Origin of the sequence: Caballeronia sp. SEWSISQ10-4 2 (assembly GCF_030464885.1) — a bacterium.
Taxonomy (GTDB): Bacteria; Pseudomonadota; Gammaproteobacteria; order Burkholderiales; family Burkholderiaceae; genus Caballeronia.
Genome location: NZ_JALPRJ010000014.1, coordinates 41766 through 66145 on the forward strand (window position 1 = coordinate 41766; position 24380 = coordinate 66145).

19 protein-coding genes and 1 pseudogene are annotated in these 24380 nt (G+C 60.0%); 13 read left to right on the forward strand and 7 right to left on the reverse strand.

Going from position 1 to position 24380, the window contains the following annotated elements:
• Window positions 1-13: 13 nt before the first annotated feature.
• From M0D69_RS11875 to M0D69_RS43730, 6 genes and pseudogenes are all read left to right on the forward strand, one after another.
• Complete coding sequence (locus M0D69_RS11875) at window positions 14-763, forward strand: ABC transporter permease (protein ID WP_301782212.1); 750 nt, start codon at window positions 14-16, stop codon at window positions 761-763.
• 29 nt (window positions 764-792) lie between these two features.
• Window positions 793-1524: an ABC transporter permease gene (locus tag M0D69_RS11880; RefSeq protein ID WP_301782213.1), complete on the forward strand. Its 732-nt coding sequence runs from the start codon at window positions 793-795 to the stop codon at window positions 1522-1524.
• A gap of 55 nt (window positions 1525-1579) precedes the next feature.
• Entirely contained in the window at window positions 1580-2416 is an 837-nt protein-coding gene (gene nadC, locus M0D69_RS11885) for a carboxylating nicotinate-nucleotide diphosphorylase (protein WP_301782214.1), read from the forward strand.
• A gap of 7 nt (window positions 2417-2423) precedes the next feature.
• On the forward strand, window positions 2424-4220 hold the full coding sequence (gene phnN, locus M0D69_RS11890; RefSeq protein WP_301782215.1) for a phosphonate metabolism protein/1,5-bisphosphokinase (PRPP-forming) PhnN: 1797 nt from the start codon (window positions 2424-2426) through the stop codon (window positions 4218-4220).
• Between the two features lie 2 nt (window positions 4221-4222).
• Complete coding sequence (locus M0D69_RS11895; RefSeq protein ID WP_122176993.1) at window positions 4223-5017, forward strand: FRG domain-containing protein; 795 nt, start codon at window positions 4223-4225, stop codon at window positions 5015-5017.
• Between the two features lie 61 nt (window positions 5018-5078).
• Window positions 5079-5207 (forward strand): annotated as a pseudogene (locus M0D69_RS43730) (VOC family protein); the annotation flags it as partial.
• Between the two features lie 45 nt (window positions 5208-5252).
• On the opposite strand, the gene M0D69_RS11900 reads toward M0D69_RS43730, so the two are convergent.
• From M0D69_RS11900 to M0D69_RS11925, 6 genes are all read right to left on the reverse strand, one after another.
• A complete protein-coding gene (locus M0D69_RS11900) occupies window positions 5253-5627 on the reverse strand; it encodes a hypothetical protein (protein ID WP_301782216.1) in 375 nt (124 codons plus the stop codon).
• A gap of 13 nt (window positions 5628-5640) precedes the next feature.
• The gene (locus M0D69_RS11905) at window positions 5641-7359 is read right to left on the reverse strand and encodes a methyl-accepting chemotaxis protein (protein ID WP_301782285.1); all 1719 of its coding nucleotides are present in this window, start codon (window positions 7357-7359) and stop codon (window positions 5641-5643) included.
• A gap of 294 nt (window positions 7360-7653) precedes the next feature.
• Complete coding sequence (deoA, locus tag M0D69_RS11910; protein ID WP_301782217.1) at window positions 7654-8973, reverse strand: thymidine phosphorylase; 1320 nt, start codon at window positions 8971-8973, stop codon at window positions 7654-7656.
• Between the two features lie 61 nt (window positions 8974-9034).
• Window positions 9035-10309, reverse strand: coding sequence for a NupC/NupG family nucleoside CNT transporter (locus M0D69_RS11915; RefSeq protein WP_301782218.1), 1275 nt, complete (start codon window positions 10307-10309; stop codon window positions 9035-9037).
• A 136-nt stretch (window positions 10310-10445) separates the two neighbouring features.
• Entirely contained in the window at window positions 10446-11489 is a 1044-nt protein-coding gene (locus M0D69_RS11920; RefSeq protein ID WP_301782219.1) for a purine nucleoside permease, read from the reverse strand.
• A 50-nt stretch (window positions 11490-11539) separates the two neighbouring features.
• The gene (locus tag M0D69_RS11925) at window positions 11540-12427 is read right to left on the reverse strand and encodes a nucleoside-specific channel-forming protein Tsx (protein ID WP_301782220.1); all 888 of its coding nucleotides are present in this window, start codon (window positions 12425-12427) and stop codon (window positions 11540-11542) included.
• Between the two features lie 738 nt (window positions 12428-13165).
• Here M0D69_RS11925 and M0D69_RS11930 point away from each other — a divergent pair.
• From M0D69_RS11930 to M0D69_RS11955, 6 genes are all read left to right on the forward strand, one after another.
• Window positions 13166-14818 (forward strand): NAD-dependent malic enzyme, encoded by a 1653-nt coding sequence (locus tag M0D69_RS11930; protein WP_301782221.1) that lies wholly within the window; start codon window positions 13166-13168, stop codon window positions 14816-14818.
• Between the two features lie 70 nt (window positions 14819-14888).
• Window positions 14889-16568 carry an aspartate-alanine antiporter gene (gene aspT, locus M0D69_RS11935; RefSeq protein ID WP_301782222.1) on the forward strand — a complete coding sequence of 560 codons (1680 nt, stop codon included), beginning with the start codon at window positions 14889-14891 and terminating at the stop codon, window positions 16566-16568.
• A gap of 537 nt (window positions 16569-17105) precedes the next feature.
• The gene (locus M0D69_RS11940) at window positions 17106-18209 is read left to right on the forward strand and encodes a porin (RefSeq protein ID WP_301782223.1); all 1104 of its coding nucleotides are present in this window, start codon (window positions 17106-17108) and stop codon (window positions 18207-18209) included.
• A 97-nt stretch (window positions 18210-18306) separates the two neighbouring features.
• Window positions 18307-20727, forward strand: coding sequence for a glucose/quinate/shikimate family membrane-bound PQQ-dependent dehydrogenase (locus tag M0D69_RS11945; RefSeq protein ID WP_301782224.1), 2421 nt, complete (start codon window positions 18307-18309; stop codon window positions 20725-20727).
• 466 nt (window positions 20728-21193) lie between these two features.
• Window positions 21194-21652 carry a MaoC family dehydratase gene (locus M0D69_RS11950; protein WP_301782286.1) on the forward strand — a complete coding sequence of 153 codons (459 nt, stop codon included), beginning with the start codon at window positions 21194-21196 and terminating at the stop codon, window positions 21650-21652.
• 78 nt (window positions 21653-21730) lie between these two features.
• Window positions 21731-22609, forward strand: a complete 879-nt coding sequence (locus tag M0D69_RS11955) for an NAD(P)-dependent oxidoreductase (protein WP_301782225.1) — start codon at window positions 21731-21733, stop codon at window positions 22607-22609.
• Window positions 22610-22698: 89 nt separating this feature from the next.
• Here the strand turns inward: M0D69_RS11955 and M0D69_RS11960 are convergent, their stop codons facing one another.
• Window positions 22699-23292 carry a TetR/AcrR family transcriptional regulator gene (locus tag M0D69_RS11960; RefSeq protein WP_301782226.1) on the reverse strand — a complete coding sequence of 198 codons (594 nt, stop codon included), beginning with the start codon at window positions 23290-23292 and terminating at the stop codon, window positions 22699-22701.
• Between the two features lie 103 nt (window positions 23293-23395).
• Between M0D69_RS11960 and M0D69_RS11965 the strand changes: the two genes are divergently transcribed.
• On the forward strand, window positions 23396-24367 hold the full coding sequence (locus M0D69_RS11965; protein ID WP_301782227.1) for a zinc-binding alcohol dehydrogenase family protein: 972 nt from the start codon (window positions 23396-23398) through the stop codon (window positions 24365-24367).
• The last annotated feature ends 13 nt before the right edge of the window (window positions 24368-24380 follow it).

The following is a 24380-nucleotide window of genomic DNA, read 5'->3' on the forward strand; positions in this document are numbered from 1 at the left end:
CCGGGAGTCCGACGTGAAAACCGAGAGCATTTTGCGCGCGGCCGTGGTGATCAGCTTCATAGTGCTGATCGAATTGCTATGCCGCCTGGGCGTTATTCCCACAAGCGTGCTGCTCGCGCCTTCGACGATGGTGACGCATGGTGCCGAGTTGCTGCGTGCAGGCAAGTTCAATCACGACATTGGCATCAGCCTCATGGAAATCGTGGCGGCGTCGATCGTTTCGGTCCTGCTGGGTTTTGTCATCGGCTTGGTTATTCATGCGTTGCCGCGAATACGGCGGGCGCTCGAGCCTTTGTTGTCCAGCTACTACGCAGTGCCAACATTCATATTTTATCCGGTGTTCATCGTGGTGCTCGGGGTGGGGCCGCTTCCGATCATCGCAATCGCGGTGTTGCTGGCCGTCGTGACAATGATTACAGCCACACTCGACGGCCTCGACAGGATTCCGCGCGCGCTGCACAAAAGTGGGCTCGTCATGCGCCTGCCTGCTTGGCGCTCAGCTTTCTTCATCAAACTGCCCGCTGCGCTTCCGTATCTTTTCACGGGAATGAAACTGGCGGTGGCCTATTCTTTTATCGGAGTGATTGCGTCGGAATTCATCTTGTCCGGATCGGGTGTTGGGTATGCGATTGGCTACGCCTACAACAACTTCCAGAACGACGACATGTACTCGTTGATGCTGCTCATCCTGATCGCGGTAACGGTGGTGAATATGGTGCTGAATCGCATCGATCACCAGTTCCAGTCCCGGCGTCAACGCTGACCAGGCCCCACGCCATTGCTGGAGCGCTCATGAGAAATTACTTCGACACTTTGATCGTCGCAATTGTAGTCGTAGCTTGCTGGGAGGTCTTGCATCTCACGGTTGGCGACGGCTCGCTGTCCTCGCCGTGGTCGACGCTGACGGAACTCGTGCATATGCTCGGCACGCAAGCCTTCTGGTCCAACGCGACCGAAACCGCAAAAGCGCTTGGGCTTGCGCTCGTCATTGCGCTTGTAGGGGGAATACTGCTGGGCGTGCTGCTAGGCGTGAACCGGGTATCAGGCATTGTGGCCGAGCCGATTTTGCTGAATCTCTACTCGTTGCCAAAGGTGACGCTTTACCCGCTGGTGCTGCTTGTGTTCGGTCTTGGGCTGTCGGCAAAGGTGGCGTTCGGCGTCATGCATGGATTGATTCCGATTCTGATGTTCACCATGAATGCGATTCGCCAGATGCGGCCAGTGTATTTGCGCGCGTCGTTGACGATGCGCTTGCCTCTGTATCGCACGATCCTTCACGTGGTGCTGCCAGCTGTGTTCCCCGAAATTGTGTCGGGATTGCGCCTGGGGTTTTCCTTGACGTTGCTAGGTGTACTGATTGGTGAAATGTTCGCGTCGCAACGCGGCCTGGGCTACCTGCTGACGAGCGCCATGAATCTTGGCGATATTCGCACCATCATGGCCGTCGCCTTGTTTCTGACCTTGTTTGCCCTGCTGTGCAATGGCCTGCTGTTGATAGCCAACCGTCGCCTGAACCATCGCTGACCGTGATTGTTTCTTTCCTAACCTGTTTAGTCCAAGCAAAGAAAGGCTGACCACTATGTACGACACATTCCAGACTGACCGCCTGATCGACCTGTGGCTTGCCGAAGACATCGGCTATTGCGATCTGACCGCTCAGGTCATGATCGAGCCGCATGAGATCGGCGCATTCGTGATGAATGCGCGTGAAAAGCTGATCGTTGCTGGCATTGATGTCGCGGTGCGAATCTTCAAGCGCTACGATCCGTCGCTTGACGTGACCGTACACGTAAAGGACGGCGACACGATAGAGAAAGGGACGATCATGCTCACGGTGCGCGGCAACGCACGAAGCGTGCTGACCGCCGAGCGCACCGCGCTAAATATAGTGCAGCGGCTGTCAGGTATCGCTAACCTGACGGCAGAATATGTGGCCGCGGTGGCCGGCACGCGTGCAAGGCTCATTGACACGCGCAAGACTACGCCCGGCCTGCGCATGCTGGAGAAACACGCGGTCACCTGCGGCGGTGGTCTCAACCATCGTCTCGGCCTTGATAACGGCGTCATGATCAAAGATAACCATATCGCGGTGTGCGGCGGCATTGCAAAAGCCGTGGAACGGGCGCGCCGTCAGTTGCCGGTTCTGACCAAGCTGGAGGTGGAATGTGACCGGCTGGATCAGGTAAAGGAAGCGCTGGAGGCGGGTGTCGACGTGATCATGCTCGACAACATGTCTGTGGCTGACATGGCCAAGGCGGTTGACATGGTAGGCGGGCGCACCAAGCTCGAAGCATCGGGCGGTATCAGCCTTGCCACCATCGGAGAGATTGCGAAGACAGGCGTGGATTATATTTCGACGAGCAAGATCAACCAGGCGTCGTCGTGCGTGGATATCGGCCTCGATGAGGCGGAGTAAGCCCGCGATGTCGCCAGGAATCTTGTTCTTCGTGGTTGGCCCCAGCGGCGCAGGCAAGGACTCGTTGATCGAGGGCGCGCGGAGTATCGGCGAACCGTTCGTCTTCGCGCGACGCGTGATCACGCGACCTGCAGGTTCCATAGGCGAAGACCACGATGAGCTCGATGACCCAGCGTTTGCAGAAGTCGAGCAGCGAGGCGGCTTCCTGGTTACATGGTCAGCGCATGACCTGCAATACGGCTTGCGTCGCGAATTACTCGACGTGCTCGCAGAGGGACGGCATGTCGTAGCAAACGGCTCGCGCGCGATGATCGCTGATTTGTCGATGCGTGTGCTTCGGCTGGTGGTTGTCGAGATCACGGCGCCGGTCGAGTTGCTTGCCGAACGTATCCTTGCACGGGGACGCGAGACCCCGGAGCAGGTTCGGCTACGTGTCACGCGGCAGGTCGAGCCGGTTCTGGTCGATGTGAAGACGGTGAGGGTGGTCAACGACGGTACGCTGGAACAAGGCATCCAGCGCTTCACCACGGCGTTGCAGTGCGCGATCCGGCCACCTGGCAGCGAGCCGTTTGTCGCGGCGAAGCTTGCGGGTCATGCGCTTGACGAGGCCCAGTACGCCGAGGTGTTCGACGATATACTCGCGCGACGCTACTCAAACGCCGAGATCGACAAGTTCTTGCTGCATTCGTCGCAGCATCTAAGCGATGCCGAGGTCCTGGCTATCGCAAGAGTGCGCGCGACGCTCATGCCGCGGATTGACTGGGACGAGCCGATTGTCGTCGACAAACATTCAATGGGGGGAATTCCCGGAAGCCGGATAACGCTGATCGTGGTGCCGATCGTCGCTGCCTACGGCCTTGCAATGCCAAAGACGTCGTCGCGGGCTATCACGTCGGCGGCAGGTACCGCCGATGCAATGGAAACGCTTGCTCGAGTCGATCTGACGGTAGACGACGTACGTCGCTGTGTACGCGAAGCGCGAGCGTGCATTGCATGGAATGGGCGGCTGAACCACTCGCTCGTCGACGACCGCATTAACGCATTCACACGTCCGCTCGGGCTCGATTCCAACCGCTGGTCGGTCGCATCCATCTTGTCAAAAAAGCGCTCAGCCGGGTCGACTCATGTGATTGTCGATCTGCCTTGTGGACCGCGCGCCAAGCTGAAATCTACAGAGGAGGCGCGCGCACTTGGCGACCTCTTCGAATACGTGGGCCAAGGCCTGGGATTGCAGGTCAAGGCGCTGATCACTGACGGGACCGGTCCGATCGGACGTGGGATCGGACCGGCGCTCGAAGCGCGGGACGTGAACCTGGTCCTCAACAATCTTCCGGGTGCGCCGGTGGACTTGCGCGAGAAGGCTTTGCTCTTTGCATCGCATGTGCTCTCGTGGGCGCCGGATATTGCCGACGCCACGCAAGGACGGCAAGTGGCTGAATACTTGCTCGCATCGGGTGCGGCATGGACCGCGTTCGAGAGGATTGTCGACGCACAGGGCAGGAGAACACCGCCAGCTGCTCCAGGCACGCTCACGCACCGCGTATGCGCAAGCTGTGCGGGCAGGGTGGCAAGCATCGACGGCTGGCAGATGGCCGGCATTGCGCGCCTGGCGGGAGCGCCGCAGGATCTCGGCGCCGGTATAGACCTGTGTTGCGAGCCGGGCCAGCGGGTGTCGGCCGGACAAACGCTTTATGTTATCCATTCGAATTACGCGGCGCACCTGGATCTGGCTGCGTCGGCCGCGTCGGCAGAACCCGGACTGGTGATCGGGCAGGAAGCCGTGAGCGCTACTCGGGATAATTGACGATGCAAACTATTATTGTGTCGAGTTGGCAAGAGTTCATGAGTCTCACCATCGAGCTCGATGGGTGGGCGTTTCGCGGCCAGCAGGACGAGCGCTGGCCGCTGCAGAGCTCGTTGTCGCGCTACCTGTCCGCATTTGTGCCTGATCGCTCGGCGTGGCGCATTCAAGAGCAGCGTGCTATTCGTATCTTCAGGCGGAAGGCGCATAACTATCTTTCCGACGTTCGTGCGCTGTCCGACGACCTGCGTTGCCTCGGTCTGATGCAGCATCATGGCGCGCCTACCAGATTGCTCGATTTCACCAAGTCGCCTTTTGTTGCCGCTTTCTTTGCGCTTGAGCGCGCGGTGTCCAATGCAGCCGTTTTCGCGGTAAATACACCGGCGTTATGGACTGATCGTGCTGTCCCTGTTTCGGCGCCGCATCTTGTGCGAGAGATGATCGATCCACGCCTGCCAGGGAACTTTGAAAGGTTTTATCTTAGCGACGAAAATCCGGTGATGTGGTTTGGGGAACCCGCCGAGATGGATCAGCGGCTGATCGCGCAAGCGGGCACGTTTGTGTTGCCTGGCCTGTTGCATCAGCCGCTCGACATGATCCTCGATCAATACACTTGCAGCGACGAACTGCTGCGCAAGATCGTGCTGCCATCGGAGATACGGGACGAAGCGATGCGTTCGCTGTATAGAATGAACATCACCAACGCGTCGTTGTTTCCAGATCTTGAAGGACTGGCGCGCTCAATTGCGCTTGAGCTGGAGATCGTGTGGCCGGCACAGGTCGTCAAGACGCTTGCTTGATTTTGATCCATCACGCGGGACGTGACGACTTTGAAGCTTCCAGAAAAATGGCAATTTCCCCCAAGCTGGTGGTTACGACAACGGCAGGCCAGGATTGCGCACCAACTACGGCGCCCACTATTACGCCGCTTACGTCGTCGATCCTGATGGCTACCGGATCGAGGCGCTTTGTGGACAAGCGGTTTGGTAGTGGTGGCTTTACGTTTTACGTAGGAGTTGAGCATAAGCAGTCACGTTACTGAAGCGCGTTCAGGTAACGGTTAACCTCGGTCAAGAGCGCCGTGTGGTATTGCTCCGGCAAACTCCTGTCGTCACTCAGAGACATCAGTTCTTCAATCCGGTCGCGAAATGACTCGACGATACCCGCCCGCATCGCTACAGGCAAATGCGCCAGCATCGCAACTAGCAATTCGCTCATGACCGCAAGGCGCGCGCCGTGTTGAACAACGGCGATACCGTTTCTCGTGGATAGGGTCGTGAGCAGATCGAGTAACGAGCCGTCGTTCGCCGTTTCAGGTTCTGCGGCCGGGACTGTCAGCGGTTGCGGCGACGAATCCGGCAGGGCTTCAATTTCTGAATTGCAGATCTGCATTTTAACGATATTGGACATGATGAGTTTGTGATCAGAACGCTTGCCAGTCCGCGTTCGCCATACCGGCCGCGGTGGGTCTGTCTACAATGATGGCGGGGGTAACCCTCGGCTTTGCAAACTCTGTGCGACGCGTGGCTGGAATCCTTGGAGCAGGCAGGCGAGGTTTGTTTTGCTGGATCACCGCGCGTGCCGGAGATTGCGCGGTCTCGGCGACCCTGAACACGGAAACGGCGTCCTTCAGCCTGGTCGCCTGCTCTTCAAGCGACTGTGCTGCAGCGGCGGCCTGCTCGACGAGCGCAGCGTTCTGTTGCGTCACTTCGTCCATCTGGCCGACAGCCTGATTGACCTGCTCGATGCCGCGGCTTTGCTCTTCGGACGCTGCGGCGATCTCACCGACGATATCGGAGACCTGTTTGATCGCCTGCTTCACCTGCCCCATCGTGGCGCTGACTTCGGTTGCCTGCTTCGCGCCGTCCTGAATCGTTGTCACGGACGAACTGATCAGTTCCTTGATTTCCTTGGCAGCCGCGGCGGAACGCTGCGCCAGGCTGCGAACCTCACTGGCGACCACAGCAAAACCTCGCCCCTGTTCGCCAGCGCGTGCGGCTTCGACAGCTGCGTTCAGCGCGAGAATGTTCGTCTGGAAAGCGATGCCTTCAATGACGCCAGTGATTTCGGAAATCTTGCTTGAACTACTGCTGATCAGACCGATCGTCCCGACCATGGCCTGAACGGAGTCGTTACCTGTATCTGCCATGTCGGTGGCATGGGTGGCGAGCGCGTTCGCCTGACGGGCATTGTCGGCGGTCTGCTTTACCGTCTCGGTCAACTGCGTCATGCTGGCCGCGGTTTCTTCAAGCGACGCCGCCTGTTCCTCCGTGCGGGCAGACAGGTCGGTATTGCCGCTTGCAATTTCGCGTGACGCCACAGCGACTGACTCGGAGGACACCTTGATTCCGCGAACCGTATTGCTAAGCTGCTGATCCATTTTTCTCAGTGCTTCGAGAAGCTGACCAAACTCGCCTCCCGAATCGACTATGACCTGATTTTCCAGCTTGCCGGCCGCGATGTGGTTCGCTACGTCAACGGCTTTGTTGAGCGGCTTCGAAATTGCACGCAGCAGGTACGCAGATGCGCCAACGGCAACAACGATACCCGCGCCAAGAAGGGCGATCGCGATCCAAAAGGTAGTCCTGAACGTTGATTCACCGTCAGCGACAAACTCCTGGGCCTGAGCCAGATTGAGTGCGGCGTCCTGATCCAGAGCGTCGTTCATTGCCTCAGCCACCGAGACGATCTTTTCGATTGTAGAAGAGGCCGCGTCGAAATTGCCCGCGCCCGCGGCAGCTACAGCTTCGTTCGCCAATACCGTGAACTGGGGCAGGGTGTTCTTGATCCGATTTGCGATCTCAAGTTCCTCTTTGCTGGATATGCCGCTTGGATAATAGTGGTTCCATGACTTATTGAGCCGTTCAAATTGTGCCGCAATGGCCGGCCCGTATTCTGCCGTTTTAGCCGGATCGCGGAATATCTGAATACGCCTTAGCAGGAGGCGTACGTTAAGCTGGGCTGCACGAACTTCCGATAGATTGGCAATCGGAAGGGTGTTCCCCGAGTATCCGTCGGTCACGTTCGCATTGAGCCTGGACAGCCCGTGTGCTGCAAACAGTCCGATCGCAGCCATCAGTATCACGCACGCGCCGAACGCCAAGATGATCTTGAATTTGATTGTTTGTACCAAGTTACTCATGTCGTACCCGTCGAAAAGGTGATGTCCGGGCTTTGGCACCACGGGGCCAAAAACGAGGGCCGGATACCAACCGTATCCGTATCGTATACATAAAAATCGGCTCGATCTTTAGCCAAATCACACTAGATATTTCCTGAAATTTCAATAAGAATTTGTTTCTCGAGTAAGGTCGGATTGTCCGGCAGATTTGGGAATTGCTATGGCAAGAAATGCTTCGCCAATAGTGCACAAGATTGCAGTGCTGACAGAACCGTAACTATCACGGCATGCCAGATGCCTGTCACTCTTAAGAGCTCAATCGATGACGCAATACACGCTCGGCGGCGCCTGTGGTCCGGTTGCGGCGAACGAATAGGCCGTTTGAATTTCAACGGCGGCGTTTTGAGCGGCCAGTAGATCACGGGCGTGGATGACGGCGAGGGGCTGGCCGACATCAACACGTTCCCCTAACTCCACGAGGCCCGTCAAACCAACCTGATAATCGATTGTGTCTTCGGGCCGGCGCCGGCCGCCACCCAGGCCGACGACCGCCAGACCCAGCGCGCGGCAATCGATGCGCTCCACAAAACCCGCACGCGGCGCGGCAACGGGAATGACAACCGGCGCACAATCGAGATGACGTTCGGGCGCTTCGATCAGATCGCCGGGTCCGCCTAGCGCGCTCACCATCCGGGCAAAACGTTCGGCAGCGGCGCCGGAGTCGAGCACCGCATTCAGCTTCGCGCAGGCTTCGGTCGTGTTATCGGCGAGACCACCCAGCACGAGCATCTGCGCTGCCAGCGCGAGGGTGACCTCGTGCAGCCGCGCTGGCCGGGCGCGACCGGTCAAGTAGTCGATCGCGCACCGGATCTCCAGCGCGTTGCCGGCGCAGGGCGCCAAAGGCTGGTTCATGTCGGTCAGCACGGCGGTGGTCTTCAATCCGGCACCGTTACCGACATCGACGATACTTTTCGCTAGGTCGACCGACTTCTCGTAGCTCGGCATGAACGCGCCCGAACCCACCTTGATGTCCATCGCCAGTCCTTCAAGACCCGCCGCGAGCTTCTTTGACAGGATCGACGCGGTGATCATCGCGACTGATTCCACTGTCGCGGTAATGTCGCGGATCGCGTAGATCCGCCGGTCTGCGGGCGCTAGCTGCGCCGTCTGACCGATGATCGCAATGCCCGTCTCGCGCACCACGCGCTGGAATGTGCCGATGTCAGGCGCGACGTCATAGCCAGGGATCGACGCGAGCTTGTCGAGTGTGCCGCCGGTATGGCCGAGGCCGCGGCCGGAGATCATCGGCACGAATCCGCCGCATGCCGCGACCATTGGCCCCAGCAGCAGCGACGTGAGGTCGCCGACGCCGCCCGTCGAATGCTTGTCGAGGACCGGACCCGGGAGGTCGAGCGAACGCCATTGCAGCACCTGGCCCGAGTCCCGCTGTGCCAGCGTGAACGCCACGCGTTCGTCGACGCTCATGTCGTTGAAATACACGGCCATCGCGAACGCTGCGACTTGTCCCTCGGTCACGCTGCCGTCTACGATGCCACGAACGAAGCCCACGATATCCTCGTTGGAAAGCGCTTGTGCGTCGCGTTTTTTCCGAACGATTTCCTGTGGCAAGAACATGGATGTCTCCTCGGGAAGAAAAGGCTTGAGCCGGAGTGTTGGTGAACCCGGCTCGCGAATGCTAAGGCATCGAAAGAAAGATACCTGCAATGGCGGCACTCATCAGGTTCGACAGTGTGCTGGCTGCCACCACCCGCAGTCCGTAGCGTGCCACTTCCGAGCGACGTTCGGGCGCGACGACGCTAAAGCCGCCCGCGAGGATGGCGATCGACGAGAAGTTGGCAAATCCGCACAGCGCGAAAGACACAATGGCGAGCGTCCTCGGATCGAGCACCTGCAAGCCTGCCGCGGTGACCTCCGCCGCGCTTTTCAGATAGGGCGACAGGTCTACATAGGCAACGAACTCGTTCAGGATCATCTTCTCGCCGATGAAATTGCCGGCGAGCTGTGCGTCGTGCCAGGGAACTCCGATCAGCCAGGCCAGTGGTGAGAACGCGTAGCCGAGAACACTTTGCAGCGTGATTTGTGGATGTCCGAAGAGGCCGGCAAACCCGCTGACGGCCTCGTTCAGAAGTGCGATCAACCCGATGAAGGCGATCAGCATCGCACCCACATTGATCGCAATTTTAAGGCCGACGGATGCACCCGATGCAGCTGCTTCGATGATATTGGCGGAGCGCTTTTCGTCGAAGCTGAGGCTGTCGAGAACGACCTGGCTCGGCTCGGTGGTCGGGAAGATCATCTTCGCGAACAGCAGGCCGCCCGGCACCGCCATGAACGACGCGGCCAGCAGATACTCGACCCTGACACCGAGACCCGCATAACCAGCCAGCACTGAACCGGCGACCGACGCCATGCCACTCGACATCACGGCGAACAATTCAGCTCCGGTCATCTGCCTGATAAACGGTTTGACGAGGGCAGGCATCTCGCTCTGACCGAGGAAGATAGTCGCCACCGCCGAACAGGCTTCGATACGGCTCACGCCCAGCAGTTTTTCGAACACGATGCCAAGACCGTTGACGATCCACTTCATCACCCCGACGTGATAGAGCACAGCGATCAATGCCGTGACGAAGATGATCATCGGCAGAACCCGCAGGCCGAAGATGAAGCCGTTACCGCCGAATAGCTGGAACATCTTGCTGTCGACGAGTCCGCCGAACATGAAGGAAACGCCGTGATTGCCCATCTCGAGCACATGGTTCACTCCGCGCGCGGTCGCGGCGAGGGTGGCGCTGCCGAGCGGCACGAACAGAACCAGTGCACCGATGGCAATCTGCACGCATAGCGCAGCGACCAGCGTGCGTGGGCGAATGGCTTGTCGATTGGTCGACAGGGCATAGGCGATCAGCAAAAGCAGAAACATGCCGCACAGGCTGCGTACGATAGTCACGGGGTACTCACTCTATAGAGATAGTTGACCGGCGGGGCGCTCATGAAATCCTCACGAAATCCTCACGAAATCCTCACGAGAGCCGCCGGCGATGTGATGCTTGCCTTCGCATCACGCGTTCGTTGCAGCGCGTGGCCTAGTTCGCGGGCACGCCCGTTTTCCAGTGCACCCAGTCCTTGACGATCGCGTTGACCAACGGCGAACCGGCGATGTAGAGGTTGTCGATGGCAGGAACAAAACCGCCTTGTTGCTGGTAATTCAGCAGGTTGTCGACATTCGATCCGCCCTCTGGCGGACGATCGAAGTCCGATCCGGAACGCAATACCGCGACGCGGGCTGTGTCGGCAAGACCCGTGGCCGCTGCACGCTTGATGACCTCGAAGGTCGCGTTGTCTTCCTGCTGGGTCGTGCAATACACGCCCTTGCCGTCGGTCAGCAATTTCGTCCAGTCGCGCGCCCGTTGACCCAGCGCGTTGCCTGAGAACCACGTGTCGCCCGCGAGCGTGTCGCACTGGATCACAGCCGGCGGCTGGTTGGCTGGCGCGTTCGGGTAAGTTGCACGATAGGCTTTCGCAGCCGCGCTATCGGTAAGTGTCACGTTACGCGAGAGCGCATAGGCTTTTTGCAGCAGCGCTTCGTTGAGTTGGAACACTTCGGTGCGATAGTCGAGAGGGGGTTTTTCGGTTTCGCTCTTGGTATTGATCCCGAGATAACCGGCCTTCCAGCCCGTGGGGATTTCACGCGCGTCGAGTTCCCACTGGATCCCGAAATCCACTAGATACCGGGCCCATGCCGCCGAACCGAGCGTACCTTGAGCCGGGTCGATGCCCGCTATCCCCGACACCAGGAAGTACGTCTTGCGCAGATCGAACTTTCTCGAATAAACCAGTGCGGCCACGGAGGCCGCCGCGTTCGAATGACCCATCCCGGTCGTGAGCACGCAGACATCGTCCCGATTGCAGTGCACCGACGGGTAATCCGGCGACAAACCGGGAACCGCGATCGCCTGGGTATGCCCGAGATGGTCGAGCCAGGTCTTTCCCTCGGGGCCGAACATCGAGATGATGAGCACCTTGACCGGGCGTGGCGTGGACGAGCTGGGCGCGGCATGCGCGCCTGTCAGAAGCAGGCACGCGAGGCCGACGCAGGCAAGGGTCCTGCGCAATGTGTTTTTCAACATGAGGGTCCTTGATCGATGAATAATCGGTAAGAGAGTTCGATGAAAGCGGCTCAGAACTGGTAGCCGGCCGAGAGGTAATAACCCCATCCGGTCGATCTGTTCTGGAACGAGCCGGAACCGAAATCGAGCGCGGTACCGTTCCACTGGCCGCCGTTGTGGAAGTACCGTCCGACGGCCACGAAACGCCAGTGCGTGAACGAATAGAGCAGGACGTTGGTGGCTACGAAGGACGTGTCGCTGCGCGAGTTACCACCTGTCTCCTCGGCGAGCCTTGAACCAAAGTCATAGTTGAAGAAACCGACGTAGGTCAGCGAACCGCCGTGAAAAGTGCCTAGCGGATAGATGTATTTCATCTGGGCCCGATAACCATCCCACGAGTCCTGGTTAGCTGCGCCATAGTTCTCCCATTGACGGCGCACATAGAAATTCGCCGATAGCATCAGGGGCGTGTGGGTGTCGATGTCGGTACCAATACCGCTGTACAACGTATTCTGGCGATTGGCCTGGTTATTCCCCAGGTCGTAGATCCAGTCGAACGCGACGTACCATTCCTTGAAGGGACCAAATCCCAGGTGCTTGCCGGTGAGCGAGTCGATCGAGACGCGCGGCTCCTGTTCGCTGAAGAGCGGCGAGCCGTGGTCCCATGCACCCGTGTCGTGTCCATTGCCAACGTTGAACGCCTTCGGAACATCGATGTAGCCGTACAGATCGAACGGTCCCTTGCGGCCGAAGTACTCGTACTCCAGGTAGACGTCGTTATCCCGATAGGGGCCGAACCGTACGTTCTTGTCGCCGATCACGCTCAGGCTCTGGTGGTACCAGGACGAGAGGTAGGGAGAGTCTGTTGCGGACGGGGTTACTTCCGTGGAGCTTTGTATGCTGTCGGCGGCCGATGACGCATCAGCCGTTGCGGCGCGCGCAGGTTGCAAGAGCAGCATGCCGGTTAGCGCCGCTCCAAGACTGGCTTTAATAAAAGGGAAGCGGCCAGTTCTATAAAGGGTGAATAGAAACCTCACCAAATATTTCGGATACCTATTTTTATTTTGCATTCTCTTTCTGACCCATATTTATAAGGCAGTGGATACGAAGTGTTCGATTGACAGCCTCGAATGGCATCGCCGGGACATGTCTTCAACGATGCCTGCCGTGCCCGCGACCGAACAACCCAACCTTGTGCGCAGGCGCTCTGCGATCGTGCGTTAACGAAAGTATTTCGTAATAGTTCGCGCCGATATTGACCAATCGGTCAACTTGGAGAGCCTGCAGGAGCAAGGCGCCGAGTCAAGTGCACACTTCGTGCCAGAACTTGACTGGACGGTCAGGTTTTGAAATTTCTTTGGCGTTGTATTGATGAGGGCGTGGGGCAATGCACTGCCTCCATGACCTCGCGTGGCTATCGGCGCTGCGGTTTTTAAATTGCTTGCGGACTGTCCCCGGGCTCCCGGTACGTTCCGACGGGAAGCGAACCGTTATCGTTGAAACAGCACGATCTGAAGCAACGGCGCGATAAGCCCAGGCAATTGATTGAGATCAATTGGTTTGCTGCCTTTAGTCCCACACTCGGGTTAATGCTTATGCCCGTATCGTCACGATGAGTCGACTTCCTGAGCCGACTGCCACCGCGAGATCCGGAGATTTTCCGCCGCCCCGTGCTTACCTTCAACTTGGAACCCATCATGTCAACCACCTCGATCGACCGCGGTACGCCCTACTCAGAGCCAGGGAGTTTGGGTTTGTCGCTGTTGCACGATCCTATACGCAACAAGGGCACCGCATACACCGTGCAACAGCGCCGCGAATTGGGTATCGAAGGACTATTGCCGCCTGCGGTGGAATCGCTTGAACGACAGGTAGACCGCGTTCTTCAGCAATTGGATGGCAAAACGGACGACCTGGATAAATATTCCTATCTGACCGACCTGATGGACCGGAACGAGACGGTTTTCTACAAGACCGTCATGAGTGATCCGAAGCGGTTCGTGCCGATTCTCTACGATCCGACGGTCGCCGACGCATGCCAGACATTTGGCAACATCTATCGCCGCGCACACGGGATGTACATCACCCGCGACATGAAGGGCCGTATAGCGGAGGTGCTGAAGCACTGGCCCGAGCCTGACGTCCGTTTCATTTGCGTGTCGACCGGCGGGCGCATTCTGGGCCTGGGCGACATTGGCGCCAACGGCATGGGCATTCCGATCGGTAAATTGCAACTGTATACGGCTTGCGCTGCCGTGCCGCCCCATTACATGTTGCCAATCCTGCTCGATATCGGTACATCGAACGAGGCGTTGCGCGCCGATCCTTTGTATATGGGCAGCCGCGAGCCACAACTTTCCGAGCAGGCGCTCGACGAGCTGACGCAGGAGTTCATCGATGCTGTGCAGGAAGTGTTTCCCGCATGCTGCGTACATTTTGAAGATTGGAAAGGTACGGACGCGATTCGCATGTTGGAGCGTTATCGCGACAAGATACTCTGCTACAACGACGACATTCAAGGCACCGCGGCGATTGCGCTTGCGGGCATCGCGGCGGCGTTGAATACCAAGGGCGGCAAGCTGAAAGATCAGCGCATCCAGTTTTTTGGCGCGGGTTCCGCGGCGATCGGCATTGCCGGGCTGGTAGTCAAGGAAATGCAGACCCAAGGCCTGACATTCGACGAAGCCCGCTCGCGCATTTCGATGTTCGACATCAACGGCCTGATAGAACCTTCGCGCACCGATTTATCAGAGGCTCAGAAGGTCTATGCGCACTCCGTCGCACCGACGCAGTCGCTGCTTGCGGGCATCCAGGATTTCAAGCCGACGATCCTGATTGGCGTGAGCACACATGGCGGAGCCTTCGATAAGCACATCATCGAAGCGATGACCCATCTCAATGAGGTGCCGATCATCTTCGCCCTGTCGAATCCGACCCGGAAGGCTGAATGCACCGCGGAACAGGCTTATTCCTGGTCGAAAGGCAAGGCCCTGTTCGCCGCCGGCGTGCAATTTCCCGACGTTGTGCTAGGCGGCAAGACCTACCGGCCGGGTCAAGCCAATAACTTCTACATCTATCCCGCCGCCGGCCTGGCGACCTATGCAGCGCGGCCGACGCGGCTGACCGACGAATGCTTTATCGTGGCCGCGCATGCGATCGCCGACCAGATCGGTCTCGCGCTGCAGGCCAAGGGCATGCTCTACCCCAGCCAGGACGACATCCTGGAAACAGAAGTCACCACAGCGGTGCGTGTCGCCCAATACATGTTCGATGCCGGACTGGCTCAGGCGACGCGGCCAAGCGACATCCGCTCGTGGATCGAAAACATGCTCTACAAGCCGCAGTACTAAAGAACGCGCGAAGTCAGCATCAAGCGGACCGGCGATCCCGCCGGCCGCCTTCTACCCCCAGGAGGGGCGTGTGATCAGTGCGTTTATCAATGTCTTCCGTACCTACCCGGAACTCACTCTTTATCTGACGCTGGCGATCGGGTTCTGGGCAGGCAGCCTGCATTTCGGGAAGTTCAATCTGGGCGTTGTCACCACCACCTTGCTAGCAGGATTGGCCATTGGGCAGATCGGAATCGCAATCCCCGCGATCGTGCAAAACACCTTCTTTCTCGCCTTCTTGTTCGCTGTCGGCTACGCCGTCGGGCCACAGTTCATTCGAGCCTTCAAGAGTGACGGGCTGCCGCAAGTGATCTTCGCCGCCCTGGTCTGCATGGTGGGCTTGGGCACCGCCTACGCCATGGGCAAGTTGCTGCACTATGACACCGCGTTGACCGAGGGACTGTTGTCGGGCGGGTACACGAATTCGACGGTTCTTGGCGTGGCGACATCCTCGATGTCGAGCATCGGGCTGACACCGGATGCGCTGAAAACGGCGCTGGCGTTAATGCCGGTCGCTTATGCGGTGACCTATCCGTTTGGCACTGTCGGGTCCGCCTGGATCCTGTCGAAACTCGCGCCCAAATGGCTGAAAATCGACCTGGTCGCCTCTGCCAGGGAGTACGAACAGGCGCATGTGCAAGCCGCGGGCAATGCGCCAACGGCCTATCGAGATTTTTCCGCACGCGCGTATCAGGTCGTCGAACCGGAACTGTTCGGAAAATCCGCGCGGGAGATCGAAACGCTGTTCGACCATCAGGTGTTCGTCAGGCGAGTTAGGGAAGACGGTGCAATCGTCGATTGCGATGCCGATACGGTTATCCAGCGTAATGCCGTTGTTGCCATCGCTGGCTCTCTAGACACCCTGGTCAAGCGGCAAGGTCAGATAGGACCCGAAATCGACGACAAGGTCCTGCTTGCGTTTCCCACTGAATTGCTCGACGTCATCGTGACGAAAAAGAACCTCTTCGGCACGCAGTTGGCCGCGCTGCGGACCGATGCGTTCGACATCCCCGGGCGTGGCGTCTTTCTCAAGACGCTATCCCGCGCCGATCAGGTCATCGCTCTGGATCCCAACACCATGGTCCACCATGGCGACGTCATGACCATCGAAGGCGCCAAGCAGGATGTCGCACGCGTGGCGAAGCTCGTGGGATTTTCGGACCGCCCCGTCGAGACGACCGATGTGTCGTTCATGGCGCTAGGCATCGTCATCGGCGGCCTTATCGGCGTGATTACGATCCATGTTGGAGGGATTCCGCTGAGCTTGGGCACGTCCGTAGGCGCAATCGTCGCGGGAATCCTCTGTGGCTACCTGCACGGAAAAAAGCGCACATTCGGTCAAATACCTGGATCGGCCCTGTGGATCTTCAACAATATCGGACTAAACGGTTTCATCGCTGTCGTCGGATTGAATGCGGCGCCGGGATTCGTCCAAGGGCTGCACAGCTATGGCATCACGCTGTTTGTCGCCGGGATGGTCGTGACGACAGTACCGCTGATCGCTGGATTGCTGTTGGGTAAATACGTTTTCAAGTTCCACCCGGTGATTCTGCTAGGGGCCTGCGCGGGTGCACGGTCCACGACCGCTGCGTTGGGGGCCTTGCAGGAAGCAGCCAAGAGCAACGTCCCCGCAGTGGGCTACACAATCGGCTACGCGGTTTCCCGGATCGTGATGGCAGTCTTCGCGATCGTCCTGCTGCGCGTCTATTGAACGGGTTTTCGTGAAGGGAGCGCGATGCGCGTAGAGCATGCATCGCGTAGAAAGGTCGTAAGTCAGTATCACTTTAGGTGAGTAGCCGACGGGAATCGTGCGCGACGCTTGTTGAGCAACGAGGACTGGCAATCAAGACGACCGGTGCACAATTACGATTGGCTTCATACAATCGGTTAATGAAGTGCAGGCTGCCTCAAATTTGGAGCGGGATTGCGGTTTTAGGACTATTCTGAACTATCGTAGGCGTAGGGATTCCAGCAGAGCTGCAAGCGAAGCAGCGTAATCGACTACAACAAATATGTCATACCAGGTGGCCGCTGCGCCTCCTAATATGTTTAGTCAGGATGCATTCTCATGTTCCGGAACTTCACGGTAGTGCTCAACGATCTGTGCGAATCACAAGGAGCGTTAGAGCTAGCAATTGAGTTGATGATCCAAGTTTGACTCGCCCCTGTCGAGACTATCTGTCGACGCAGCGGTGACGCGGACGCAGACGGAAAGGACAACGAAAGAAGAGTCCACCTGGGAGCTGACATGAAATATCAACTGGGCGCATTCGTGCTGCTCGCAGCCAGCACGGCCGCATCGGCACAGTCGAGCGTGACGCTGTATGGCCGCGTCGACGGCGGTGTCGAGTACCTGAATCACATCGCCAACGGCACGGGCGGCAGCTCGAGCCGCTGGAGCGCGGAAGGGGGCGACTGGGGCACGAGCATGCTCGGCTTCAAGGGAACCGAGGACCTGGGCGGCGGCACCAGCGCGCTGTTCGACCTCGAAACCGCGCTGCAGATCATGAACGGCACCACGGGCGGCGGCAAGATGTTCTCGCGCCGCGCGTACGTCGGCCTGAAGAATGAGACGTGGGGCCAGCTGCAGGCGGGCCGCAATCTCTTCATCGACAGCGACGGCGTATGGGAATTCGATCCGTTCGTGCAGCAGGCGGTCTCGTCGGCCTCGCTCGTGCGCGGGCGCAACTGGCAGCAGACGAGCAACAATGTCGAATATCACAGCCCCGTCTGGCACGGCCTCGACGTGCAGGGGCAGTACGCGTTCGGCAACCAGGCGAGCGGCTTCAACAACGGCGCCGCAGGCGATTTCGGCCGCTCGGACGGCATCATGCTGAGCTATCACTCGCCACTCTTCGACCTGCGCGGCATCTACGACGAGCTGCGCGATTCGAACGGTCGCTTCTCCAACATCTTCACGGCCTCCCGCGAGTACTTCGTGGGCGCGAACGTGCGCGTGCAGAAGTTCAAGATCCAGGCCGCATACACGCACTACGCTGCGCCCGAATCGCCCGCGGGCGTCGCCGACAGCGCCGACCACTACTGGCTCGGCGCCACGTATCAGGCCACGCCGCACTGGGCCGTGACGGCGGCGGGCTTCTACATCCGCGTGGGCGACGGCGGCGGCGACGTCTCGCACGATCCGGGTAGCCACGCAATGCTCTATGCGCTCGGGACCACCTACAACCTGAGCGCGCGCACATTCCTGTACGGCACCGTCGCGTACGCGAACAACAGCAAGAACGGCACCTTCTCGGTGTTCGCGACGCCGCGCGATTCGAGCTCGCCGACAAGCCCGATCGCCGGCGAATCGCAGACCGGCGCGTACATCGGGATGATGCACGTGTTTTGACTTGACTGTTTCTCCCGTATTTCCGGTATGCCCGAGCGCAACGGTCATCGCGCGACAGGCGGTGCGAGCAACGTCCTCAAAGAAGGTTGAGATCATCATGTCCAGACAATCGACATCGCCGGGTTTCATCAGCGTCATCACACTACTGTTCACCGCGATAACCGCGCTCTATCTGCTGATAGGGGGCGCATGGCTGCTCTCGCTCGGCGGATCGGCGTATTACGTCGTGACCGGCGTCGTGCTGCTCGGCGTGTCCTGGCTGCTGTACCGCCGCAGTCCGGCGGCTCTCGGGCTCTACGCGCTTGTGCTCGTCGGCACGGCGATCTGGGCGCTGTGGGAGTCGGGTCCCGACTTCTGGGCGCTCGCACCGCGCTCCGGCGTGCTCGTCGTGTTCGGCGTGTGGCTGTTGCTGCTCGTGAGCTGGCGGCTCAGCGCGCCGCGCAAACTCGGCGTGACGTCGCTCGTCGGCGCGCTTGTGATCTGGGCGGGCGTGCTGGTCTACGCGAGCTTCAACGATCCGCAGACGGTCAATGGCACGCTGAACGCAGCGGCCGCAACACCCGCGGCAAATCCCAACGGCATTGATCCCGCCGACTGGCCCGCCTATGGCCGCACCCAGGAAGGAACGCGCTATTCGCCACTGCAGCAGATTACGCCGGAAAACGTAAAGAACCTGCAGGTGGCCTGGGCCTTCCGCACGGGCGACATGAAAGGCCCGAACGATCCGGTCGAGATCACCAATGAAGTCACGCCGATCAAGATCGGCGATCTGCTCTATCTGTGCTCGCCGCACCAGATCCTGTTCGCGCTCGATGCAAAGACGGGCGAGCAGAAGTGGAAGTTCGACCCGAAGCTGCAACCCGATCCGTCGTTCCAGCACGTGACCTGCCGCGGCGTGTCGTATGCCGATCTCTCGGCGAGCACCGTGACGGCAGAGCCCGCCGCGCCCGCGAGCGACGCTGCCTCGGCAGCGACGGTGGCAGCGTCGGCCAACGGCGCCTGTACGCGCCGCATCTATCTGCCCGTCAACGACGGCCACCTCTACGCGCTTGACGCGCAGACGGGCGAGCGCTGCGCGGGCTTCGGCAACAACGGCGACCTCGACCTGCAGCACGCACAGCCGGTCACGACGCCGGGCATGTACGAGCCCACCTCGCCGTCGATTATCACCAGCAAGGTGATCGTCGTGGCGGGCGCGGTCGAAGACAACTTCTCGACCCGTGAGCCGTCGGGCGTAATCCGTGGCTTCGACGTGCGCACGGGCGAGCTGCTGTGGGCGTTCGATCCGGGCGCGCAGGACCCGAACAAGATTCCGGGTGCGGGCGAGCACTACACGTTTAACTCGCCGAACTCGTGGGCGCCGTCCGCTTACGACGCGAAGCTCGACATCGTCTATCTGCCGATGGGTGTGACGACGCCGGATATCTGGGGCGGCAACCGCACGCCGGAGCAGGAGCATTACGCGAGCGGCCTGCTCGCACTTCACGCCTCGACCGGCAAGCTTGCCTGGTTCTACCAGACCGCACACCACGACCTGTGGGACATGGACCAGCCGTCGCAGCCCACGCTCGCCGACATCACCGACAAGGACGGCAAGACCGTGCCGGTCGTGTACGCGCCGGCCAAGACCGGCAACCTGTTCGTGCTCGACCGCCGCACCGGTGCGCTAGTCGTGCCGGCGCCCGAAACGCCAGTGCCGCAAGGCGCCGCTCCCGGCGACCACGTTGCGCCGACACAGCCGTTCTCCGATCTCACGTTTCGCCCGAAGAAGTTGCTCACCGACGCCGACATGTGGGGAGCGACGATGTACGACCAGCTCGTGTGCCGTGTGATGTTCCACAAGCTGCGTTACGAGGGCACGTTCACGCCGCCGTCGCTGCAGGGCACGCTGGTGTTCCCGGGCAACCTGGGCATGTTCGAGTGGGGCGGTATTGCCGTCGACATCGACCGCCAGATCGCTATCGCCAACCCGATCGCGCTGCCATTCGTCTCGCGCCTGATCCCGCGCGGCCCGGGCAACCCGATGCAGCCGCAGCCGGGCGCGAAGGGGAGCGGCACGGAAGCGGGCATCCAGCCGCAATACGGCGTGCCGTACGGCGTGACGCTGAACCCGTTTCTCTCTCCGTTCGGCCTGCCATGCAAGCAACCGGCGTGGGGCTACATCTCTGCGATTGATCTCAAGACAAATGAGATCGTGTGGAAGAAGCGCATCGGCACGGTGCGCGACAGCTCGCCGATTCCGCTGCCGTTCAAGATGGGCATGCCGATGCTGGGCGGTCCGATCGTCACTGCGGGCGGTGTCGTGTTCATTGGCGCGACGGCGGACAACTACATCCGCGCGTTCGACGCGAACAACGGCAAGGAACTCTGGCGCGCGCGTCTGCCCGCGGGCGGCCAGGCCACGCCGATGAGCTATTCCGTCGACGGCCGTCAGTACATCGTGATCGCCGCAGGCGGCCACGGTTCGTTCGGCACCAAACTCGGCGATTACGTGATGGCCTACGCGCTGCCGCAGTAACGGGTCGATCGGGCGCAGCGCGCATGATGCGTCACGGCGAGTGCAGTTCAGGACCCGCTGCAGTGCGCGTGCCGTTTTCGCTCGCACCGCAGAGAAAGGCAAATGTTTCGCGAGCGAAGCGTACTTTGGCAACGGCGGCGAGGCCTGTGCCGACGACCACGAGCTTCGACAGGAGCAAGGCAAGCGCCCCCCGTGGCGTGGATACGCTCGCGCGCGCTCACTTCGCCCTTGGGCGGGGCTCCCCGCCGAGGTCGAGCTCCTGCGTTCATATCCTCAAGCTCCTCTCAGTCCGATTTCTCGCTTGACAAAGTAACAGACCTGTTCGTAACATTAAAGAAACTTACAGGTTAGTCACTTTATGAGGAATAGCCATGCAGGTAATAGAAGCAGGGACCTTCTCAGGCTGTCGCAGGAAATCGTTAATGTCGAAGCCATGGCGTAAAGCTGGAACTGAATCATGGATCAGTTGAGCGAGCGCTATCTAGAAGATTTTGCAGTGGGGCAAACGTTCGGTTCAGGGCGATTGCGCATCGACAAGGAGCGGATCCTCGCGTTCGCTGCCGAATTCGATCCACAGCCCTTCCACCTCAATGAGGCGGCGGCGGGGCGCTCGATTTTCGGTGGGCTGGCCGCCAGCGGCTGGCACACAGCCGCCGTGACGATGCGGTTAATGATTGAGACCGAACTCAAGCCGGCTGGCGGCTTCGTCGGCGCTGGCCTCGACGAGTGTCGTTGGCCCCGGCCAGTGCGCCCCGGTGACGAGTTGCGCGTCGAGTGCGAGGTGATCGAGGTGAGACCGTCAAAGTCTCGTCCAGAGCAAGGCCTGATCAAGCTCCGAACGACCACGCTGAACCAGGACGACGAGGCCGTGCTGGTGCATGTCGTGAACATGGTCGTGCCGCGCCGGAAACAACATTCGTCTTGATACCGCAAAGCGGGATTGCGCGACAACGTATCCGACCGCGTTGCCCCAAGCGCTAACCACCTTAGGATTGAGGTAAATATGGACATCGGTTTCATCGGCTTGGGCGTCATGGGACAGCCTATGGCGCTCAATCTGGCCCGCGCAGGCACGCAACTCATTGTCTGGAATCGCTCCGTTGACAGATGCGAGTCTTTGGGAGCGGCGGGCGCAACCGTCGCGACGAATCCTGCCGAGATATATAAACGGACCCGAGTGGTATTCCTGATGCTGGTCGACGGCGACGCAATCGACGCGGTCCTCGGCCGCGGCACCTCGGAGTTCAGCGCGAACATCGCGCACCACACGATCGTCAACATGGGGACGACCTCGCCCGACTACTCGCGCGGACTCGAAGCCGACATTCGCAACGCCGGCGGCACCTATGTGGAAGCGCCTGTTTCGGGCTCGCGCAAGCCCGCCGAGGCGGGCCAGCTCGTGGCGATGCTGGCGGGCGAAGACGCGGCTGTCGAAAGCATCCGCCCTCTGCTCGAGCCAATCTGCCACCAGACGATTGTGTGCGGTCCGGTTCCGAGCGGGCTTTTCATGAAGCTCGCGGTGAACCTGTTTCTGATGACCACGGTCACAGGCCTTGCAGAAGCGGCTCATTTCGCGGAACGGCATGGCCTGGACATGCAGCAGTTCCGCGCCATCGTCGACGCCGGTCAGATGGCGAGCGACATCTCACGCGTGAAAATTCTCAAGCTGGTGATGCGTGACTTCGATGTCCAGGGGTCGATCACCAATGTGCTGAAGGTCAATCGATTGATTGCGGAAGCGGCCAGGGAAGCCGGGGTCGCGTCGCCGCTATTGGATGCCTGCTACGCGCTATTCGGTGAGACGCAGGCGTTGGGGCACGGGCAGTCCGACATGGCGGCCGTCGTCTACGCACTCGAGGCAAGAACCGATTCCAGCAAATGATCGCGTTCGTACTCGTGCGCCTGTCCATATTTACCGTGACAGGGCGAGGCAGCACGCCACTTGTCTCTCCGAGGTGCTTCGCCGAACCACTAAGCCAACAATTTCACGACGGCATCGACGAGGTAGCCCCTCAAATCAGCCGATTTTGCCATTAGGCCTGTGACGTACGCGCCGTTGATGAGTAGCGCGATCTGAGACGCGGTACGGTCGGGGTCGCTGACGCCCAGCTTGGCAACGATGGTTGCGAGCCGGGCTCGCATTTCGTCCTTGTTGTTCCGGGCAATGACCCGGCCAGGATGGTTGTCGTCAGGAAACTCCGTCACCAGGTTCAGGAACGGACAGCCGCGATAAGCGGGGCTCCCGATCCGCTTCACTATTCCAGACAACAGCGCCTCCAGCAAAGCGCGAGGGTCATCGGCGTGCAGCGCCTCAGTGCGATCCCACCACGCCCAGAACGACCGATCTTTTTCGGCGGCGAAAGCGGCGATCAAATCGTCCTTGGAGCCAAACAGGCGATAGAGGCTCGTCTTCGACACGCCGGATTGCTCGACGACCGTGTCAACACCGATGGCGCGGATGCCCTCGCGGTAGAACAAGTCGCTTGCCGTCGCGAGGATACGCTCGCGCGCGCTCACTTCGCCCTTCGGCGGGGCGCCCCGACGGGGTCGGGTTTCTGCCTTCATATTCGCCAGCTCCTCGCATTTCGATTTTCTGATTGACAAAGTAACAGACTTGTCTGTAACGTTCAAGTAACTAACAGGTCTGTAACTTTAAAAGAGAGTGACGATGCGTGCGATCGAGGCAAAAGCTTTTTCGGGCTATGGCGGGCTGCGGCAGTCCGAATTGCCCAAGCCGCAACCGACAGCGGACAGAGTGCTTGTCCGCGTCACGGCAGCCGGTGTCACGCCGCTCGAGTACACGATCCTGTCGGGTGGACATCCTCGAGCCACGGCGCCGCTGGTGCTCGGCAATGAGGGCGCGGGTGTCATTGAGGACGCCGGCGATTCCGGTCTCGCGGTGGGAAGCCGCGTAATGTTCACGGGGCCTTATGGCGTTGGTGAGAACGGCGCGTGGCAAGACTGGCTGCTGGTCAGACCTGAACATCTGGCGCTCGTGCCCGACGCGATCGACGATGTCGTCGCGGCCAGCCTTCCAGCGGCCTATCTGACGGCGCAGATCACGCTGACGCAGGCCGGATTTGCGCCGGGCAAGACGTTGCTCGCTCCTGGGATCGGCGGGTCGGTCGGGAACGCAACCTATCAGCTTGCGCGGGCGCAGGGTGCTGGCAAAGTGATTTCGACGGCTGGCAGCGCGGCCAAAGCGGCCAGGGCACGCGAGCATGGTTTCGACCACGTAATTGACCTGACGACGGAAGGTCTCGCCGACGGCGTTCGCCGGATAACGGCCGGCAAGGGCGTCGATATCGTCATCGACAGCATCGGCGGGACCGTGACCAGTGAGGCGCTGAGCAGCCTTGGTCACGGCGGTGTGTTGACCACGTTGGGGTATTCGGCTGGACGCAAAACGACGATTGATGTGACGGACCTGATCTGGAAGCGCGCGCGGATGACCGGTTTCTCCCTGTTCGCCCAATCACCGACCACGATTGCCGCGGCGTGGCAGGACATTCTCTCGCTGATCGGCAACGGATCCGTCAAGCCGATCGTCGAGCGGGTCTACCCCCTCGCCGAAGCGGGCGAAGCCCTGCGTCACCTGATAGAGGATCGGCCGTTTGGCAAAGTCATTTTAACGATGTGATCGACAAGACCAG

What these genes read in the sequence shown, in the direction of transcription:
- M0D69_RS11895 (WP_122176993.1), top strand. Translation starts at nt 4,223, where the DNA reads ATGCAAACTATTATTGTGTCGAGTTGGCAAGAGTTCATGAGTCTCACC.
- deoA (WP_301782217.1), bottom strand. Translation starts at nt 8,973, where the DNA reads ATGTTCTTGCCACAGGAAATCGTTCGGAAAAAACGCGACGCACAAGCG.
- M0D69_RS11920 (WP_301782219.1), bottom strand. Translation starts at nt 11,489, where the DNA reads ATGTTGAAAAACACATTGCGCAGGACCCTTGCCTGCGTCGGCCTCGCG.
- nadC (WP_301782214.1), top strand. Translation starts at nt 1,580, where the DNA reads ATGTACGACACATTCCAGACTGACCGCCTGATCGACCTGTGGCTTGCC.
- M0D69_RS11880 (WP_301782213.1), top strand. Translation starts at nt 793, where the DNA reads ATGAGAAATTACTTCGACACTTTGATCGTCGCAATTGTAGTCGTAGCT.
- M0D69_RS11930 (WP_301782221.1), top strand. Translation starts at nt 13,166, where the DNA reads ATGTCAACCACCTCGATCGACCGCGGTACGCCCTACTCAGAGCCAGGG.
- M0D69_RS11900 (WP_301782216.1), bottom strand. Translation starts at nt 5,627, where the DNA reads ATGTCCAATATCGTTAAAATGCAGATCTGCAATTCAGAAATTGAAGCC.
- M0D69_RS11960 (WP_301782226.1), bottom strand. Translation starts at nt 23,292, where the DNA reads ATGAAGGCAGAAACCCGACCCCGTCGGGGCGCCCCGCCGAAGGGCGAA.
- M0D69_RS11925 (WP_301782220.1), bottom strand. Translation starts at nt 12,427, where the DNA reads ATGCTGCTCTTGCAACCTGCGCGCGCCGCAACGGCTGATGCGTCATCG.
- M0D69_RS11945 (WP_301782224.1), top strand. Translation starts at nt 18,307, where the DNA reads ATGTCCAGACAATCGACATCGCCGGGTTTCATCAGCGTCATCACACTA.
- phnN (WP_301782215.1), top strand. Translation starts at nt 2,424, where the DNA reads ATGTCGCCAGGAATCTTGTTCTTCGTGGTTGGCCCCAGCGGCGCAGGC.
- M0D69_RS11940 (WP_301782223.1), top strand. Translation starts at nt 17,106, where the DNA reads ATGAAATATCAACTGGGCGCATTCGTGCTGCTCGCAGCCAGCACGGCC.
- M0D69_RS11905 (WP_301782285.1), bottom strand. Translation starts at nt 7,359, where the DNA reads ATGAGTAACTTGGTACAAACAATCAAATTCAAGATCATCTTGGCGTTC.
- M0D69_RS11965 (WP_301782227.1), top strand. Translation starts at nt 23,396, where the DNA reads ATGCGTGCGATCGAGGCAAAAGCTTTTTCGGGCTATGGCGGGCTGCGG.
- M0D69_RS11955 (WP_301782225.1), top strand. Translation starts at nt 21,731, where the DNA reads ATGGACATCGGTTTCATCGGCTTGGGCGTCATGGGACAGCCTATGGCG.